This is a genomic window from Paraburkholderia caribensis, from assembly GCF_002902945.1.
GTDB classification, from domain to species: domain Bacteria; phylum Pseudomonadota; class Gammaproteobacteria; order Burkholderiales; family Burkholderiaceae; genus Paraburkholderia; species Paraburkholderia caribensis.
Window position 1 is genome coordinate 1,590,652 of record NZ_CP026102.1, and the last position, 16,370, is coordinate 1,607,021.

General features: G+C 62.5%; 18 protein-coding genes. 8 read left to right on the top strand and 10 right to left on the bottom strand.

Annotated elements, in window-relative coordinates; genetic code table 11:
• Window positions 1-212 precede the first annotated feature (212 nt).
• Window positions 213-1,577 (top strand): MBL fold metallo-hydrolase RNA specificity domain-containing protein, encoded by a 1,365-nt coding sequence (locus tag C2L66_RS23555; protein ID WP_060606356.1) that lies wholly within the window; start codon window positions 213-215, stop codon window positions 1,575-1,577.
• 404 nt (window positions 1,578-1,981) lie between these two features.
• Here the strand turns inward: C2L66_RS23555 and C2L66_RS23560 are convergent, their stop codons facing one another.
• A complete protein-coding gene (locus C2L66_RS23560; RefSeq protein ID WP_060607275.1) occupies window positions 1,982-2,221 on the bottom strand; it encodes a hypothetical protein in 240 nt (79 codons plus the stop codon).
• Window positions 2,222-2,286: 65 nt separating this feature from the next.
• A complete protein-coding gene (locus tag C2L66_RS23565; protein WP_054935015.1) occupies window positions 2,287-2,937 on the bottom strand; it encodes a BON domain-containing protein in 651 nt (216 codons plus the stop codon).
• 161 nt (window positions 2,938-3,098) lie between these two features.
• Here C2L66_RS23565 and C2L66_RS23570 point away from each other — a divergent pair, with 161 nt between their 5' ends.
• On the top strand, window positions 3,099-3,695 hold the full coding sequence (locus tag C2L66_RS23570) for a rhomboid family intramembrane serine protease (protein WP_060606353.1): 597 nt from the start codon (window positions 3,099-3,101) through the stop codon (window positions 3,693-3,695).
• Window positions 3,696-3,787: 92 nt separating this feature from the next.
• Window positions 3,788-4,456, top strand: coding sequence for a SagB/ThcOx family dehydrogenase (locus C2L66_RS23575; protein ID WP_060606346.1), 669 nt, complete (start codon window positions 3,788-3,790; stop codon window positions 4,454-4,456).
• Window positions 4,457-4,681: 225 nt separating this feature from the next.
• On the opposite strand, the gene C2L66_RS23580 is transcribed toward C2L66_RS23575, so the two are convergent.
• The 3 genes from C2L66_RS23580 to C2L66_RS42390 form a co-directional block, all read right to left on the bottom strand.
• A complete protein-coding gene (locus C2L66_RS23580) occupies window positions 4,682-5,119 on the bottom strand; it encodes an Hsp20/alpha crystallin family protein (protein ID WP_054935017.1) in 438 nt (145 codons plus the stop codon).
• Between the two features lie 64 nt (window positions 5,120-5,183).
• Window positions 5,184-5,477, bottom strand: a complete 294-nt coding sequence (locus C2L66_RS23585; protein ID WP_233444965.1) for a BON domain-containing protein — start codon at window positions 5,475-5,477, stop codon at window positions 5,184-5,186.
• 117 nt (window positions 5,478-5,594) lie between these two features.
• Window positions 5,595-5,894, bottom strand: a complete 300-nt coding sequence (locus C2L66_RS42390; RefSeq protein ID WP_148654625.1) for a universal stress protein — start codon at window positions 5,892-5,894, stop codon at window positions 5,595-5,597.
• A 238-nt stretch (window positions 5,895-6,132) separates the two neighbouring features.
• On the opposite strand from C2L66_RS42390, the gene C2L66_RS23590 reads away from it, so the two are divergent.
• Genes C2L66_RS23590 through phaZ form a run of 4 tightly spaced genes read left to right on the top strand, consistent with a single transcriptional unit; the run spans window position 6,133 to window position 11,971 of the window.
• Window positions 6,133-7,017 (top strand): polysaccharide deacetylase family protein, encoded by an 885-nt coding sequence (locus tag C2L66_RS23590; protein WP_319636738.1) that lies wholly within the window; start codon window positions 6,133-6,135, stop codon window positions 7,015-7,017.
• Between the two features lie 44 nt (window positions 7,018-7,061).
• Window positions 7,062-8,276 (top strand): putative glycoside hydrolase, encoded by a 1,215-nt coding sequence (locus C2L66_RS23595; RefSeq protein WP_060607266.1) that lies wholly within the window; start codon window positions 7,062-7,064, stop codon window positions 8,274-8,276.
• Entirely contained in the window at window positions 8,231-10,651 is a 2,421-nt protein-coding gene (locus C2L66_RS23600; RefSeq protein ID WP_082670444.1) for an exo-beta-N-acetylmuramidase NamZ domain-containing protein, read from the top strand. Before C2L66_RS23595 ends, C2L66_RS23600 begins: the two co-directional genes overlap by 46 nt.
• An 18-nt stretch (window positions 10,652-10,669) precedes the next feature.
• Window positions 10,670-11,971: a polyhydroxyalkanoate depolymerase gene (gene phaZ, locus C2L66_RS23605; protein WP_063803378.1), complete on the top strand. Its 1,302-nt coding sequence runs from the start codon at window positions 10,670-10,672 to the stop codon at window positions 11,969-11,971.
• 187 nt (window positions 11,972-12,158) lie between these two features.
• On the opposite strand, the gene C2L66_RS23610 is transcribed toward phaZ, so the two are convergent.
• The 4 genes from C2L66_RS23610 to C2L66_RS23625 form a co-directional block, all read right to left on the bottom strand.
• Window positions 12,159-12,434 (bottom strand): DUF1488 family protein, encoded by a 276-nt coding sequence (locus tag C2L66_RS23610; RefSeq protein ID WP_060606338.1) that lies wholly within the window; start codon window positions 12,432-12,434, stop codon window positions 12,159-12,161.
• A gap of 540 nt (window positions 12,435-12,974) precedes the next feature.
• Window positions 12,975-13,166, bottom strand: a complete 192-nt coding sequence (locus C2L66_RS23615; protein WP_060606335.1) for a DUF2964 family protein — start codon at window positions 13,164-13,166, stop codon at window positions 12,975-12,977.
• 14 nt (window positions 13,167-13,180) lie between these two features.
• Window positions 13,181-13,657 (bottom strand): universal stress protein, encoded by a 477-nt coding sequence (locus C2L66_RS23620; RefSeq protein ID WP_054935024.1) that lies wholly within the window; start codon window positions 13,655-13,657, stop codon window positions 13,181-13,183.
• 36 nt (window positions 13,658-13,693) lie between these two features.
• The gene (locus tag C2L66_RS23625) at window positions 13,694-14,710 is read right to left on the bottom strand and encodes a universal stress protein (RefSeq protein WP_060606332.1); all 1,017 of its coding nucleotides are present in this window, start codon (window positions 14,708-14,710) and stop codon (window positions 13,694-13,696) included.
• 273 nt (window positions 14,711-14,983) lie between these two features.
• Here C2L66_RS23625 and C2L66_RS23630 point away from each other — a divergent pair, with 273 nt between their 5' ends.
• Window positions 14,984-15,451: a hypothetical protein gene (locus tag C2L66_RS23630; RefSeq protein ID WP_054935026.1), complete on the top strand. Its 468-nt coding sequence runs from the start codon at window positions 14,984-14,986 to the stop codon at window positions 15,449-15,451.
• A gap of 49 nt (window positions 15,452-15,500) precedes the next feature.
• On the opposite strand, the gene C2L66_RS23635 is transcribed toward C2L66_RS23630, so the two are convergent.
• A complete protein-coding gene (locus C2L66_RS23635) occupies window positions 15,501-16,160 on the bottom strand; it encodes a potassium channel family protein (protein ID WP_233444966.1) in 660 nt (219 codons plus the stop codon).
• Window positions 16,161-16,370 lie beyond the last annotated feature (210 nt).

Here is a 16,370-nt window from a genome sequence, read left to right on the forward strand (position 1 = left end):
CTGACCATTGCCGTTCTCCGGAACGTCTATCAATTACACCAGGCTAACACCCGCGACGGACGCGCAGTTGACACAAGTCAAGCCGGCTCGCACACGCGTCAGTGTTTTCAGTCGAGCGGCTTGAGCGATCCGTTCATGACCTGGATCAATGGCATCACGGCCACATCGGATGCAATGGAGCTTGTGAACATGCATCTGTCTGCGGAGGAGCGATGAAGCTGACCTTTCTCGGTGCGAGCGAAACCGTGACCGGCTCGAAATATCTGCTGGAAGAACCCGGCGTGCGGCTTCTCGTCGATTGCGGGCTTTTTCAGGGCGTGAAGAATCTTCGGATGCGCAACTGGGTGCCGCTACCCGTCCCGGCGGATTCGATCGACGCTGTGATACTGACCCATGCACATATCGATCACAGCGGCTATCTGCCGTTGCTCGTGCGCAATGGTTTTCGCGGCGCCGTGTACTGCACGCCGGGGACAGCTGCGCTCTGCGAAATCATGCTGCGCGACAGCGCGAGGCTTCAGGAGGAGGAAGCGGATTTCGCGAACCGCCACGGATTCTCCAAACATCATCCGGCGCTGCCGTTGTATACGCTCGAAGACGCGGAACGCGCGCTGCATCTGTTCGTGCCACGCCCTTTCGACACCCCCGTCGAGTTGCGGCATGGCATCTCGTTCCGGTTTCTGCCCGTGGGCCACATCCTCGGCGCGGGAAGCGTTGTCGTGTGCCGCAATCACAAGGTGCTTGCGTTCTCAGGGGACGTGGGACGGCCGGAAGATCCGATCATGCGCGAACCGACACCGCTGGCGCACGCGGACTATCTCGTCGTCGAATCGACCTACGGCGACCGTCTTCACCCGGATACCAATCCCGAAGATGAGCTTGCGCAGCTGTTCAGCAAGACCTTTGCGAAAGGCGGTGTCGTCGTAATGCCGTGCTTCGCGGTCGGGCGCACACAGGAGATCCTCTACTACATCTCGAAGCTGAAAGAAAAGGGGCGCATGCCGAATGTGCCCGTGTACCTCGACAGCCCAATGGCGACAAGCGTCACGGATGTCTACCGAAAACACCTCGACGAACATCGGTTGACCATCTCCGAAGCGAACGCGATGGACAAGGTGGCGATCATGACCCGAACCGTCGAACAGTCGAAGGCAATTGCCTCTCACAACGGTCCGATGGTGATCATCGCGGGTAGCGGAATGGCGACGGGCGGCCGGGTGCTGCATCACCTGCGCCTCTACGCATCCGATCCGCGCAATACCATTGCGCTCGTCGGATTCCAGGCGGCGGGCACGCGTGGCGCAGCGCTCGCGGCGCACGAAAGCTCGATCAAGCTGCATGGCGAATACGTTCGCGTGCGCGCCAATGTCGTATCGATCTCGTCCCTGTCGGCGCATGCGGACTACCGTGAAATGCTGCAATGGCTATCGAGTCTGCGGGACCCGCCAACGCGCACCTTCGTGACGCATGGCGAGCCGGGAGCCGCCGATGCGATGCGGCGACGCATCTCAGAGACGTTCGGGTGGGCTTGCGAGGTGCCGACCTATGAGCAATCGGTTGAACTGGATGGGCTATAGAAAGAGAGAGCGGCAGCCGTAAGCCGACGCCCCTCTCGACGGCTCGCAGACGAGCGCGGCGAGCAGGGTCAGCGTTTTCTGTTCATCGCCCGGCCGTCGCGAAACAGCGCCGCTGCGGCGATTGCGCCAGGAAATCGTATAAACCGTGTAGCCAGCGTCGACCACGCGGCGTGCTGCACAACGGGATTGGTGGCGACGAATTAGCTGGGCGAGCATGCATCCAGCCATTGGCGCGCAAGAGCCTGATGCGAGTGATCTCGCTGCGATGGCGCGTCTACGCGACGGAACGCTCGCGAGCATTCTCGCGCACTGCAGCGAAGGCGACGGGCGAATCGGGGTTTCGTCAGCACCACAAACACATTGTCCACGCGATCCGCGCAAAACAGCGCATAGACCGCCTGGCCTCACATCTTGAACGTTTGCGCCATCTTGAGCTCTATCCATGTCATCCCTTCGCGCAGGGCGTCGAGAACGGCATCGCGTTCAGTGTTGAACTTTTTCCCTTGACGAAAGGCGTGTTCGAATTCACCTTGCGGCGACGAATGCCTGACGTGGATGGTTGAACGATATCCGCCCTCTTCAGCGGGCTCCGTCTGCACGTTCACAGACCATGCACCTTCCTGCACGTTTCCCGACAAAGTCATCTGATGCTCCATTTTAGTTCGCAGCCACGCTCCGCGCGGGAGCCGCGACTGCGACATGCGTCAGGTCATTCGACGACGATATCGTCGACCACAGCGCGCACACCGGGCGCACTCCACGCGGCCCCTCTCGCCACTGAACGCTCCGCATAAGAGCCCACCTTGCCCGTCAGCGTCACCGTGCCATCCTTGACGTCGATACCGATGTGTCTGACCTCGCGTTCGGCGTGCCGCTGCATGGCCTGCGCGATTTTTGCGGCGATGTCCTCCGACGCGACGTTACCGCGGACCTCGATCCGATTGGCGACGCCACGCACGCCGCGCATGTGGCTGATTGCGCGGGCGACCACATGACTCTGGTACGCCCAGTCCACCACGCCCGTCAACGTCACCCAACCCTTCTCGACCTGAACCTTGACCGAATCGTCGGGCAGGCCGACGGTCCAGTGCACGATATCGTGTACTGCAATGCCAATGTCTTCATCGGTGCGCTCGTCCTTCTGAGGCAGCCGCACCTGCATCTCCACAACGACGGCCCGCACGCCGGCCACGCGATGCGCCGCCTTTTCCGCTGCAAGCTTCTCTGCGTAGCTCGGTGGATGTCCGGAGAGCGTGACGACGCGATCCGTCACCTCGACCCCGATGTCCGTCGCAGTAACGGCTGGATCCCACTCAAGTTCCTCCTCGACTTCATTCTTCAACTGCCGGTCTGATTTCATCGCGCAACTCCTGGAAATGAATCGTGGCTCGACCCACAAGAACCAAGCTTCAACCCGCAACCGGTTGAGCGGACTGATTCAGATCAATCGCGCGCATTTTCGCTGCCTTAACCTGATCCAGGTGTTACCTGCACACCTGTCCTTCGCATAGCCGCCAGCCCATGATTCCCTTTTTGATTGCACTCAACGTACTGGGATTCACGATCGAGGCAATGAGCCCCACTTCGCTGATCGACCGTTTTGCGCTGTGGCCACTCCAGCCCGAGACCAGCGACGCGCCCGCCTTCCATCCCTGGCAACTTCTGACTTACAGCGCGTTGCACGCGAATCTCACGCATCTCGCATTCAACATGCTCGGGCTGTTCATGTTCGGCACCGAGGTGGAACGTGTGCTCGGTGCTCGTAAAATATTGCTGCTCTATGCCGCCAGCGTGGCGTGTGGCGGATTCGCGCAGTTATTCATCGGCCTGAAGCTCGCAGGCAACGCGTATCCTGCAATCGGAGCGTCCGCTGGCGTATTCGGTGTCCTGGTCGCGTACGCCCTGATCTTTCCGCAGCGGCGGGTGGTACTTCTGTTTCCGCCCATTCCAATGCCCGCGTGGCTATTTGCCACCGGGTATGCGCTGCTTGAACTGTTACTGGGGATGTCGCGCGAAGCACCGGGCGTTGCCCACTTTGCGCACCTGGGCGGCATGGTCGGCGCCTTTGCGCTGATCGTCTTCTGGTCTCGCAAGCGGCATCGCGGCCCGCTTGACTGAAGTCAAGTGCGAAACATCGGCTCACCACTATCCTGGAAACGATGCACTGCCGGACGCGCGCGTGCATCCGTCCATCCATGGAGGAGTCGACCATGACCAACACACAACTGCTGACCTACGAACCCGCTCCCGTTCGCGCACCGGCTCGTGCGCGGGGTGAAGCCCCCGATTTCATCGAACTGCCCAAGCCTGACATGTCTTCCGGCGCACCATTGATGAAAGCACTCGCGCTGCGCTCCAGCACTCGCGAGTTCTCCGATGCGCCGCTTGCGCCCGCCACGCTTGGCGCGCTGCTATGGGCCGCCGACGGCATCAACCGTCCTCGCGAAGGCGGCCGCACCGCGCCCTCGGCGCACGCATTCAATGAAATTGACCTCTATGCGGTACTGGCCAACGGCGTCTATCGCTACGATGCGCCGATGCACCGGCTGGTGCTCAAGCATGCAAGCGACGCACGCAATCTGACGGGCTATCAGGACTTCGTTGGCGATGCACCGCTGGATCTGGTCTACGTAGTCAACATGTCACGCCTGCTCGAGATGCCGTCGCAGCAGCGTGACATCTTCTCCGCTGTGGTCGCGGGCGCCATGGCGCAAAACGTAGCGTTGTATTGCGCGTCCGAAGGCCTGGGCTGCGTCGTTCGAGGCTGGATCAACCATCGTTTGCTGAGCGACGCGCTGAAACTGAACGAAGACGAGTTACCCATTCTCGCGCAGACAGTCGGCACGATGGGTACGTCGCTGACTTCGCTTGCTGACTGAAAAATAGACCTCGCGCGACGCCCGGATGATGCAGGGTGCCGCGCGTTCGACACTGTCTCTTTACAGACGATTGCACAAATCCAGAACCAAAAAAAGAAAAGGCGGACCTGTAACTCAAGCCCGCCCTGCTTTGCGTCAGCCGTACCATTTCGTGGTTCAAGGCACTTTTGGTTTCCTATCTTTCCCACATATGCAACGCGTCGAATGACGCGCCGCCACGCCCGATCAACTGATCGTCAGGCGCTTCTGGTCGGTCGGCGCCCGTTTCGGAAGGCTCAAAGACAGCACGCCGTCTTTATACTCTGCCTTCGCGTTGGCTTCGTCGACTTCGCCCGCCAGCGAGAACGAGCGGCTGAACGCGCCGGAATAGCGCTCGCGCCGTATCACGCGCTCGCCATCCTTCTCTTCCTTGTTACGCTCGACCTTCGCATTGATCGAGACGATGCGCCCGTCGATCTGCACGTCGATATCCTTCTTGTCGACGCCCGGAAGCTCTGCCTTCACCGTATAGGCGCCGTCGCTCTCCGTCACATCGATCTTCATGGATGCAAGCTCGGTGTCCTGGGTTGTCGCCATCGAACGCATGGGACGGAAGAAACCCTGAAACAGATCCGCAACGACGGGATCCATCGAGAACGGGTCAAAACGCGTCAGATTGCTCATTGCACCTCTCCTTCAAGTAAGCAGGCCAGCACATGGCCACGATTGTCCGACCGCTAAAGCCGGCTCACAGCGTACCTGCGGCGCACGGCAGCCGCAGACGCACAATTTCATCTGCGATCGCTACGCGCCGATCGACAGGTAATCGATGACGTTGCGCCGCGTGGCGCGCCGCCAGCTTTTCCGCGAAGCTACCCAGATGCCCCGCGAGGGTGACGATACGGTCGCGTACTTCGACCCCCGTACTTCGACCCCCGTACTTCGACCCCCGTACTTCGACCCCGATACCTGCCGCGTTGATCGATGGATCCGACTCCAGTTCCTGCTCGACGTCCTTCCTCAACTGCATGTCGTTTTTCATAGGGTCTTTCTCCTGCACACAGGGCATGAACGTTCCTATGCCCTTCATGTCTTCGCGCGTTGTCGCATCTCGAAGCGATGTCTTTAGCGTACTCACGCGGGAAGCTCCGCAGTTGATTCAAGTCAATCGCGCCGTGTGCGCGAGCGAGACGTGCCGTCCGCAGCTTGCGGGCATCGCGCGAGGGGCATTGCGTCGGCATCGTGATTTCCCTGGGACAACGAGAAGCGGCATGTCCGTGAACGGCGCAACGGCCGCTGCGACGCTGCCATGGCGCCATCGCGCTTGCGGACCGGCACCGTGTGTGCCGAGCACCGGCAAATCGGCACACCATGCGTGCGCGGCTTGCAAGATCGCGATGCCCAGCTCCCGACGCAAGGCCTGGTCGACTTCCTGCCACAAGGCTTCGTCCGATTTCATGACGTGCCCCAAGTCTGCTGTTTCGCGACAAGTCCAGCTTCGTCGATAGCGCCGCACAAGGGTTGATGTCGATCAATCGCCCGCAATCCACATGGATCACGCGCATTGGCGCCGCCACTGTCCGGGCCCCGTTGATACAGATCAAGCCGGTGGCCGCAGGCTGCGACTTAAATATGCAGACAGTCCATTACGGTGGCGCAATGCGGCGCAATCGCGCCAACCTTCGCGGAGGTCCGTCGTGTCGCACAAGACGCTCGTATTTCATCGGGATGCACGGCAACTGCGGGCAATGCATCGCGCCGCAGCTCTGTTTCTGCTGGTTGCAATCGTGTCGATGATCGTCACACTGGTGGCCACGCCCTCGGCATTCGCAGCGCAAGGCGCCCATGACACGGTCTCGGCCGTCGCGATTCTTGTCTACCATCGGTTCTCCGATACCGCCGACGATTCGATGACCGTGCGCGTCAGCACCTTCGAAGCACAGCTTCGCTTCCTGAAGCAGCACGGCTACGAGATCGTGCCGCTGCGCGCGATCGTAACGTGGCTGCGTGACCCGAACGCGACGCTGCCGCCCAAAGCCGTCGCGCTGACCGTCGACGATGGTCATGAGTCGGTCTATCAAAGACTGATGCCGATCGCGCAACGCGAGAAGATGCCCATTACCCTCTTCGTTTATCCGTCCGCGATTTCGAACGCGTCATACGCAATGACCTGGGAGCAATTGCGTACATTGCGGGCGACGGGACTGTTCGACGTGCAGTCCCATACCTGGTGGCATCCGAACTTTCATGTCGAGCGGCGGCGCCAGTCGCCTGCTGAATTCGAGCTTTTCGCCAGCACGCAGTTGCAACATTCGCGCGAACTGATTGAGTCCAGACTCGGCGGACAGGTCGATATGCTCGCCTGGCCCTTCGGCCTGTATGACGACGATCTCGTGCGCATCGCGGGCAAGCTCGGCTATGTGGCCGCCTTCACGCTGAATCCGCAACGCGTGAAACCGTCTTCGCCGCTGCTGGCGCTGCCTCGTTTTCTGATGGTCGACGACGTGACGCCGCGCATACTCGGCCGTCTGCTCGGTGAGCCGGAGACGCCATCCGTCCCGGCGGCGGAGGTTCGTCGGTGAAGAAACGTCGCGTCCTTCTATACTGCGTTGCGGTACTCGTCTGCATCGGCATCTCGCCATCGCGCGCGGCGTTCGAGGTGCAAGGGGTCATCGTCGATGAAGCGACGCATCGGCCGATACCGCACGCGACGGTGACGCTCGACGGTAAACCTCAATATGCCGACGCCAACGGCAGCTTCGCCAGTGCCGGCACGGTCCGCATCGTCGCGGCGCGGGCACCGGGCTACCGTTCGGCATCCGTCAGTTTGAAGCCCGACCAGCCGCTCGTCGTTTCGCTGACGCCGTTCCGCGCCCGGGGCGTTTATCTGTCCATATACGGCGTGGCGACGCCGAGCTTGCGCGACGCGGCCGTTGCCCTCAAGGAAACCAACGGAATCAATGCGTTGGTGATCGATGCAAAAGGCGACCGGGGTCTGACGTCCTATCCAAGCGAGGCGCGCGAGTCGATCGGTGCAGCTGCGAACGCGCCCTCGCCCGCGCCCGTGGTCCGCGACATGGCCGGGCTGCTGGAGAACCTGCATCGCGAAGGCCTGTACCTGATCGCACGAATCGTCGTTTTCAAGGATGATCCACTCGCCACCGCGCATCCCGAATGGGCCGTTCGAGATGCACAAGAGAATGTCTGGCGGGATCGTGAAAAGCTGCAGTGGGTCGATCCATTCCGGCATGAAGTCTGGAAGCACAACCTCGACGTTGCGGAAGAAGCGGCCCGTCTCGGCTTCGACGAAATCCAGTTCGACTATGTGCGCTTCCCCGATGCACCGGGGCTGATTTTCAGCGAGCCGAACACGCGAGCGAACCGCACTGCCGCGATCACTGGTTTTCTCCAGGCCGCGCGCGCCCGTCTGGCCCCCTACAACGTTTTTGTTGCCGCCGACATTTTCGGCTACGTATGCTGGAACCTCGACGACACCGCGATTGGCCAACAGCTAGAAACGCTCGGCGCGCCGCTCGACTATATTTCGCCGATGCTCTATCCGTCCGGCTTCACGTGGGGGCTGCCCGGATGCACCAGGCCGACTGCTGATCCGGGACAGATCGTGCGGCGCTCGCTCGCCGAAGCACAGCGGCGCACCGGGTTGCCTGGGGTGCGGTTTCGCCCGTGGCTGCAGGCATTTCGCGACTACGCATTCGATCACCGTGACTTCGATGCGGATGAGATTCGTGCGCAGATCGATGCCGCTGACGCCGAGCATACAGATGGGTGGATGCTATGGAATCCCCGCAATCGCTACGATCCCGCGCAATTGCCGCACTGAGGCCGTTGGGTGCGTTCGCGTTCATTGCCTGGTCCGCGGCCTCGCACGCGCGAACCGATACCCTGCTGTTCGATGGGACGGCACGCGCCGTGCTTTCGCAGATCGTCTGGAGTGAGATAGCAAACGGCCGCGTTCCCGGGGCCGTTATTGTCGCCGGCACAGCTGACGGGGTATCGGCGCGGTTGGTTCTGGGCAACCGCATGCTCCGTCCGCACGTGGAACCGATGACAGCTGACACCGTGTTCGATCTCGCGTCGCTGACCAAGGTCATCGCTACGACGACTGCGATCATGCAACTCGTCGAGCGAGGCAAGCTGGACCTCACCGCGCCTGTCGCCCGTTACTGGCCCGCATTCGGCGCGCAAGGCAAGGCGCAGATCACCGTGCAACAACTGTTGACCCATACGTCCGGCTTGCCGGCCGAACCACCCGGCCTCGGAATAGCTGCGCAGCATCGCATGAAGCCGGCGGTGCTCCTGCGCAATATCGCCGGCATCGAACCCGTCGCGATGCCGGATGAGCGTACCGTCTATAGCGACGTCAACTTCGTCGTGCTTGGCGTGCTTGTCGCGCGCGTGTCCGGTATGCCCTTCGACGCGTATTGCCGCAGGTTCATATTCGCCCCCTTGGGTATGCAGGACACCGGCTTCACACCCGATCCGGCAATTTCCGCTCGCGCTGCGCCGACGACAACCGATTCCCACGGTATGCGCCAGGGCCGCGTCCACGATCCGCTCGCGAGCGCGCTCGAAGGCGTAGCTGGCAATGCGGGACTTTTTTCCACGGCCGCCGACCTGGCGCGTTTCGCGCGCATGCTCCTGAACGGCGGGCTTGCGGACAGCGAAGGCGCGACACCTGCCGCGGTCCGACGCGCACGCATTCTTCGTCCTGAAAGCATCGATAAGATGGCAGTGCCGCTCTCGGCTGACGCAACGCCGCCGTGGCGGGGCCTCGGCTGGGAACTCGACGCGCCGCTGGCTACCAACCGTTACCGTCTGCCGCCCATCGGCGCTATCGGCCACACGGGGTTCACGGGAACGGGCATATGGATCGATTTCGTGACACGGCGCTTTCTGATCGTGTTGACGAACCGCGTTCACGAAGCGAATGGCGGCGATGCTGCAGCGTTGCGTGCGCAGACGCTCGCGTTGCTGTCGAGCGGCATTGGGCCGGTGACGCCACGACAGATCGCACACGCGGTGCCGGATGCGCGCGATGCGCTCGGGCGGGCTGTGCGCCCGCCTGCCGCAAACGGTCCGGTGCGCACGGGCATCGACGTGCTCGCCGCACAACAGTTCAGCACGCTCGCGGGCATGCGAATCGGCCTGGTCACGAATCGCACCGGCTTCGACGCGCACGGCGAGCGGACAGTCGATGTGCTGCTGCACGCGCCGGGCGTGACACTGGTCAGGCTATTTTCGCCCGAACATGGACTCGATATCGATGCGGACGAACCCGTGCGCGACAGCGTCGATCCGTCGAGTGGTCTCGTCGTGCATAGCCTGTATGGGGATACGAAGCGCTTTGCGCCCGGCGCGCTCGACGGGCTCGACGCGCTGGTGTTCGACCTGCAGGACGCCGGGGTGCGCTTCTTCACGTACGAGACGACGCTGGGCTACGCACTGGAAGCGGCCGCAGCCGCGCATATTCCGCTCATCGTGCTCGACCGGCCCAATCCGCTCGGCGCCGACCGCTTCGGTGGTCCGTCACTGGACGCCGAGCGTGACAGCTTCACCGGGTATTTCCCGCTGCCGCTGCAGCACGGCATGACGTCCGGCGAACTCGCCAGACTGTTCAACGAAGCGCGGCATATCGGCGCGGACCTGCGGGTTGTGCCGATGGAAGGTTACCTGCGATCGATGCGTTTCGCGGATACGGGCCTCGGTTGGCTGCCCATATCGCCCAACCTTCGCACGCTGTCCGCGCTCGATCTATATCCCGACGTCGCACTGCTGGAGGGCGCGAATGTGAGCGTGGGCCGTGGCACACCGCATCCATTCGAATGGGTCGGCGCGCCGTGGATCGACGGCGCGAGGCTCGCTGCCGCCCTCAACGGTTCGCGCGACGACGCCCGCTTCGAACCCGTCGATTTCGTGCCGACCGAATCCACCTATCGCGGTCAACTCTGTCACGGTGTCCGCATCACGCGAACGCAATCGGCACGCGCGCCGGGGAGTCTCGGCGTAGCGCTCGTCGCGACCCTGCACACCCTGTATCCGCAAGCTTTCGATATCGCCGCGACACGCGATGCGATCGGCTCGGCAGCGATATGGCAGGCGATCGAGCGCGGCGATGGCCCCGACGCGCTGCAGACACTGATGGCCCGCGAAGCCGATGCGTTCCAGCCGGTCCGGCAACACTATCTGCGTTACTGACGGTTAAGGGAGCCGAGCATGTGGTATGGCCTCTTTGATGCACAACGACGTGCGGCTCGCGCTCTCGCCGGCGAATCTCGCAACGCGTCGCCTATCGAGGGGCCGCAGCAGACGCTTTGGAACTTCCACGAGGACGGGGCGAACGCATTCAGCCAATGGCTGCTCAGAACCTCCTGCGCCTATGACCACGCGCCGCCGTTCGCGATCCGCTCGGTTTGCCGCCACGGCAGACAACTCGAGGTTGTCGAAACCTCCGTCGAAACCTTGCCCGTCGGCACGCTGCGCAAATTCACATGTCGTCGAGGCGCAGCGGAACCGGCCGAAAGCTGGCCCGTCATGCTCTGCGCACCGCTGGCCGGACACCACGCCGTCATGTTGCGAGAAACAGTCGAAACGCTGCTGGAAGAGCGCGATGTGTTCATCACGGACTGGGCCGACGCGCGCGACGTCCCGCCCGAAGCTGGCCCGCTTTCGCTCGACGATTACGTTCTGGCGCTCGAGCACTTCATATGTACTGCCGCCCGGGCGGGACATCCGCTGCACATCATGGCCGTTTGCCAGGCGACCGTACCCGTTGTCGCGGCGGCCGCATTGCTGCTCGCCAGCAGTCAGGCCTCTCCCTTCGCCAGCGTCTCGCTGCTGGGCGGTCCGATCGATACCCGTGTGCAGCCGACCTTGATCGACCGGTTCGCGCGTTCACATCCGCTCGACTGGTTCCGACGAAACGTCATCGACGTCGTGCCCGCACCGTATCGCGGCGCCGGGAGGCGGGTCTACCCCGGCTTCGTCCAGCAGGCGGCCATCATCGCCGCGCATCCGGAGCGGCAGCTTCGCCTGGAGTCGGCGTACTGGTCGAACTGGTTCACAGGCGCCATGCCGGACGCCATGCGCGCGCTGCGGTCCTTGAACGAATATGCCGCCGTGCTCGATATGGCGGAATGCTATTTCCTCGACATCATCCGTGTGGTGTTTCATGAGTACCTGCTTCCGCGCCAGATGTGGTCGGTCGCAGGACGGCGTGTCGCGACGCAGGCGCTGCGCCACACGCCGCTATGCACGATAGAAGGCGACAGCGACGACATTGCGGGCCCCGGACAAACGCACTGCGCCCATGCGTTATGTCGTCCCATTCCGTTGCGATCCGATGCACAGCTTACGGTATCCCAGTGCAATCACTACGACCTCTTCACCGGCTCGCGCTGGCGGGATCTTGTGCATCCCGAGCTATGCCAGTTCTGGCACCGGGCGCAACGAGACGCGCTGGCCGCGGCTTGCATGACGGAATACGCGAGACAAGCGAACGACGGGAGGCACGCATGACCATCACGCCCACACGCAAATCGCCTGGATGCTCTGCTCCAACCGTGAGCCGCGGCGCGTTGCATCGTACAAACCGCGTTCGTGCCGCACAGCGCGAGGTATGCGGGCTCGATACTGCCTTGCAGAGAGCGGACACCTATCGTCATCCCGCAGGGATTGCACGGGCCGTCACGCAGGCGCAGGCCGCTCAGTTGCAAAAGCGGAAATAGCCGCTATGCAGAATCACGGGTTTGCCGCCGACTTCATTCAACAGACGTTGCGCGGCAAGCACGATTTCTGCGCGATGCGCGATGAACGCGTCCACCAGGTCCTCTTCTCGCGATGACCGCGCGCCGAAGTGATCCTCGAGCGCTTCGGCTGTAATCGAACACTCGATCAGGCGATCATCGACGAACGCAGGAAACTCCAGTGCAAGATCAGGTGCGCAGTATTCAGGCGCACAGGAAGGAAATGAAATGTTCATAGCCATCATCCATGGTCAGAAGACGTCTCGCAGCTGACGGGTTCAGCTCGCGCGATCTTTCCAGCCTATCGGCCCGAGCGCGGTTCCCGTTGACGTACATCAACCCGGGTGCCTGCGCGAACGTCACGCGCCGCTTGCAGCCCATGGCGATCGTCCCACGTCGCAAGCAGGCACGACGGCCCTCTGTTCCCGCCCCAGGCCGGGCGCAACGGACACGCGCGCAGTGTGCTCGAACTGAACGCGGGTACGTAGCCATGGCTGCGCACGGAAGCCTATTTTCATGGTCCGCAGATTCACATCATGGCGGGCGTCACGCTGCGAAGATTCAACGAACTCGTCGCACTTGCCGGTGGATGCGTGTACGCGCCGATCGGTTGGGGCGAACTGCCCGGCGTCCCGGCTCATCTCGCCGCGCGTGTCTCATGAATATGCTGGATCAGCGCCGTGAATTTCGCGCTGTCATTGACGAGCAGCTTGAATGCAAGGCGCAGGATGCCTCTCACCTCGTTCCCGCCTGATCGCGGCGGACGATAGCGTGCATCATCGTCCGTCTCCAGTCGAGAGATTAAGCAGCGTCACGACACCGGCAATCGAAACTGTCACGATGACGACGCCCCAGCGGAACGCGATGGCGTCGTCGAAGATCAGCCCGTGAATCGTCCAGACGAGCGCGCCAAGAGACACGAATACCCCGGCGAGTGCGAGCACGATCCTGTATTGCTGGCGGCGCATGGGTCGTTCCCGCGTCAGGCGTCCGTCCCGGACTCGTGCTCGGGCTCCGCGCCGCGGACCAGCAACACGGGACACTCGGCAAAGCGGACGAAGCGCTCGGCCACGCTGCCGAGCACAACGCGGCGCACGCCTCGACGGCCATGCGTGCCGAGCACGGCCAGGTCAACGCCTGTTCGCGCAGCGTAGTGTCGAAGTGTTTCGGCGACGTCCTCCGAAAGCCGCTCGGTTTCGATCAATTCCGCTTCGCACCCGACGCCCGCCGCCTTGCACGCCGCTTCCGCATTCTGGAGGGCCTCGCGGCCATCCCTGCGCAGCGCATCGACGAGTGCGATCGGGTCGTAGTATCCCGCATAGCTGAAAAGCGGCGTCTTGTCGACGACATAGACAGCGTGAACGGTACCCTGCGTGAGACTCGCCATCTTCACGGCCTGTTCCAGCACGTGCGCACTCGACTTGCTGCCGTCCAGCGCAACCATAATCCGTTTGTACATGATGGACTCCTCCTCAAGGAAAGTACGAACCACAATTCAAAGGAAGACGGGCGGCGGCGAAACGGCACCTTCCGATGCCACCGGCTGTTCGTTATTGCCTGCTGATTCGGCGCGCGTCGCGCGCCCCGCCGAAGGAGGACAGACAAGCACGGGACACTCGGCATCTCGCAGCGTGTGCCCGACGACATGACCAGGCAGCGGATGCATGAGCATCGGCCGGCTGCTCGACGCCATCACCACGAGGTCGGCCTGCCACTGTCTTGCTTCGCGCAGAATGACGCTGGCGACACCGTCATATTCGAGGTCTGTTTCACCGAGTGCGGTTTCTACCGGGAGCGACGCGCGCTTCATCACCGCTTCCGCCTCGGCCAGTGCGCGTGTGTCGTCATGATCGAAAAAGCCGTGCGGCAGCAGCTCTCTCAGCCCGGAGTGGCCGTCCGCTACATAGACCACCCTGAACGTGGCGCCGCTGGGCACGATACGTGACGCAACACGGAGCGCCTCCATGGAGGCATCAGATCCATCGACGGCAACGAGCACGCGCGCTACGGCTGCTTCCATTCCGCCGAGGCACGCGGTCGGCACGTGCAGCACCGGGCAATGGGACACGGCGACAAGTTCCTCGGGATCGAGCCTGCACGCCCAACGATGACTGCGTGGGTGCGAAGCGACGGCGATCAGGTCTGCGTGCCATTTCCGCGCGGCCTCACTCAACGCGTCGGTCGCGTGACGATGCATCTCTGCGAGATCGATCAGCTCGGTCTCCGGACGCGCCATGTATTCTGCCGCTTCATGCGCAGCCTGATTGAGACGGGTCTGTGCCGCATGCAGCATCGCGCGATGGGCTTCGCACCAGTCCGGATACGACAAAAGAAGCGTCGGGACGAGCGCGGCGGGGTTGCAGATCACATCGACGAGCCGCGCCAGCGCGTGAGGTGCTGCAAATCGCAACGCGAACCGCGTCAAAGGGATGAGGCCCGCGCCGCCTTCAGCGGCAACCAGTACCCGTTCTAACGCGACCGGTGCCGTGTCGTATGCCATTTTGCTGTTCATCGCCTTCCCTCATCCCCATTGCTGGCGTGTGCGCCAGGCATGCTTCTATATTCGATGCTCGCGTGCAGGCGGGATTGATTTGTATCAACGGTCGTCGAGGTGCTCGACCTCGCGCGTGTCACACTGACACCGGACGCGGAATACAAATCTTGATGTGCCTCAAACGAGCAGGCGAAGCGGGGTCTAGAGTCGATGTCGAAGCTATATTCATTGGACCGGGCGCGCGACATCGCGCGTCGAGATGCGGCTTTTTCAGAAACTCAGGAGACAGGCATGGATACCGCTCGCTCTGATCTGCACGCCACGCCACCAACTTCATGGTGGGGACATGTGCCGTCTTACCATTTGCCGTCGGGCGCAACGTGGGAGGCATTCGCTCTGGCACAGGCCGAAGCGCTCACGAAAGGCACGGCGCTCTGGAATGAGATGTGGATGCGTGTAGCATCCGCCAAAAGTCCGCTTGACTATGCGGTGGCGGCCACCTTGATGTGGCCCGACTGTGCCTCGCAGACCATGCTGTATTGCAAGCGCCTGTCAGACCTGGTCTCGGGTGCGTATCTCGATGCGAACGGCAGCGCAACCATCCCGCAGTCGGCTGCGTCGCCTGCGGCGACACATGCCCAGACAAAGCCGGAATCGACGTCGTGTCCGCCTGCCGACAGCCACGCCGCGAATGCACGACCGTACGCGAGCCGGTCAGTCAAACGTCCGGTTCCCGTTCCGCAGTTTCGCGGCGAGTAAAACGGCTCATCCGGCGCGACGACACGTGAAGCCGTCGCGCCACATCGCTTCATAGTCCGTGTTGGTCTCGCGGCACGGAATGAAGCGCTTCGGCGTCAGTGATCGCATCGCTCGATGGAGTAAGGCTTTCCCGCAATGCCCGCAACTCCGCGCGCAGCTGAACAATTTCGGCGTTCAGGTGTTTGATGTCGCGGTGCATTTCGCGGCGCAGCGCTCGTTCCTCTTTGCCGATGAACGCTGCCGCAATGCTGGCAAAAACCAGCGACAGCATGCCATACCCCAGTAACACGACGAACACGGCAAACACGCGCGATGCAGGTGTGGTGGGTGCGATGTCTCCATAACCGACCGTCGCGCTGCTTTCAAACGCGAGCCAAAGACCGTCGGCATAGTTGTGGACCCTCGGTTCGAGCCATAGGAATCCCGCACCTGCCATTGCCAGCACGCCGGCACCTGCGATCAGCAGGCCAATGAGTCGGTTGGGCGCGAAAAACACCTTCAACGACAGGACGATGCGGATCGCCACGAGGCCCACGAAGAGCAGCCGTAACACCCATTCGACTGTCTGCCACGGCGGCGCGCCCCACCCCGCGCTGAATGCGGCGCCGATCATGATCGTCACGTCGAGGCGATTGTGCGCAAGCCATGCTTTCGGCTTCCTGCTCGTGTGGAGCATCCACAGCAGGCAGAGCGCGAAGCCCGCGAACATGCACAGGTACAGGCTTCGCGCTACCGTCAGCGCTCCCTCTGAAGTCGACGTGAGTTCGCCATAGAACGCGGGGATGACAAGCAGGCTCCATCCGCACAGAAGCCAGCGAACGACGCGCCACGCGTGAACTGCGCGCGCACCGTCATGCGCATCCGCGCCGCCGATCGAAAAGAAGTCGAGCCCGTTAGCCATCGCGCAGGTAGAGTGGGA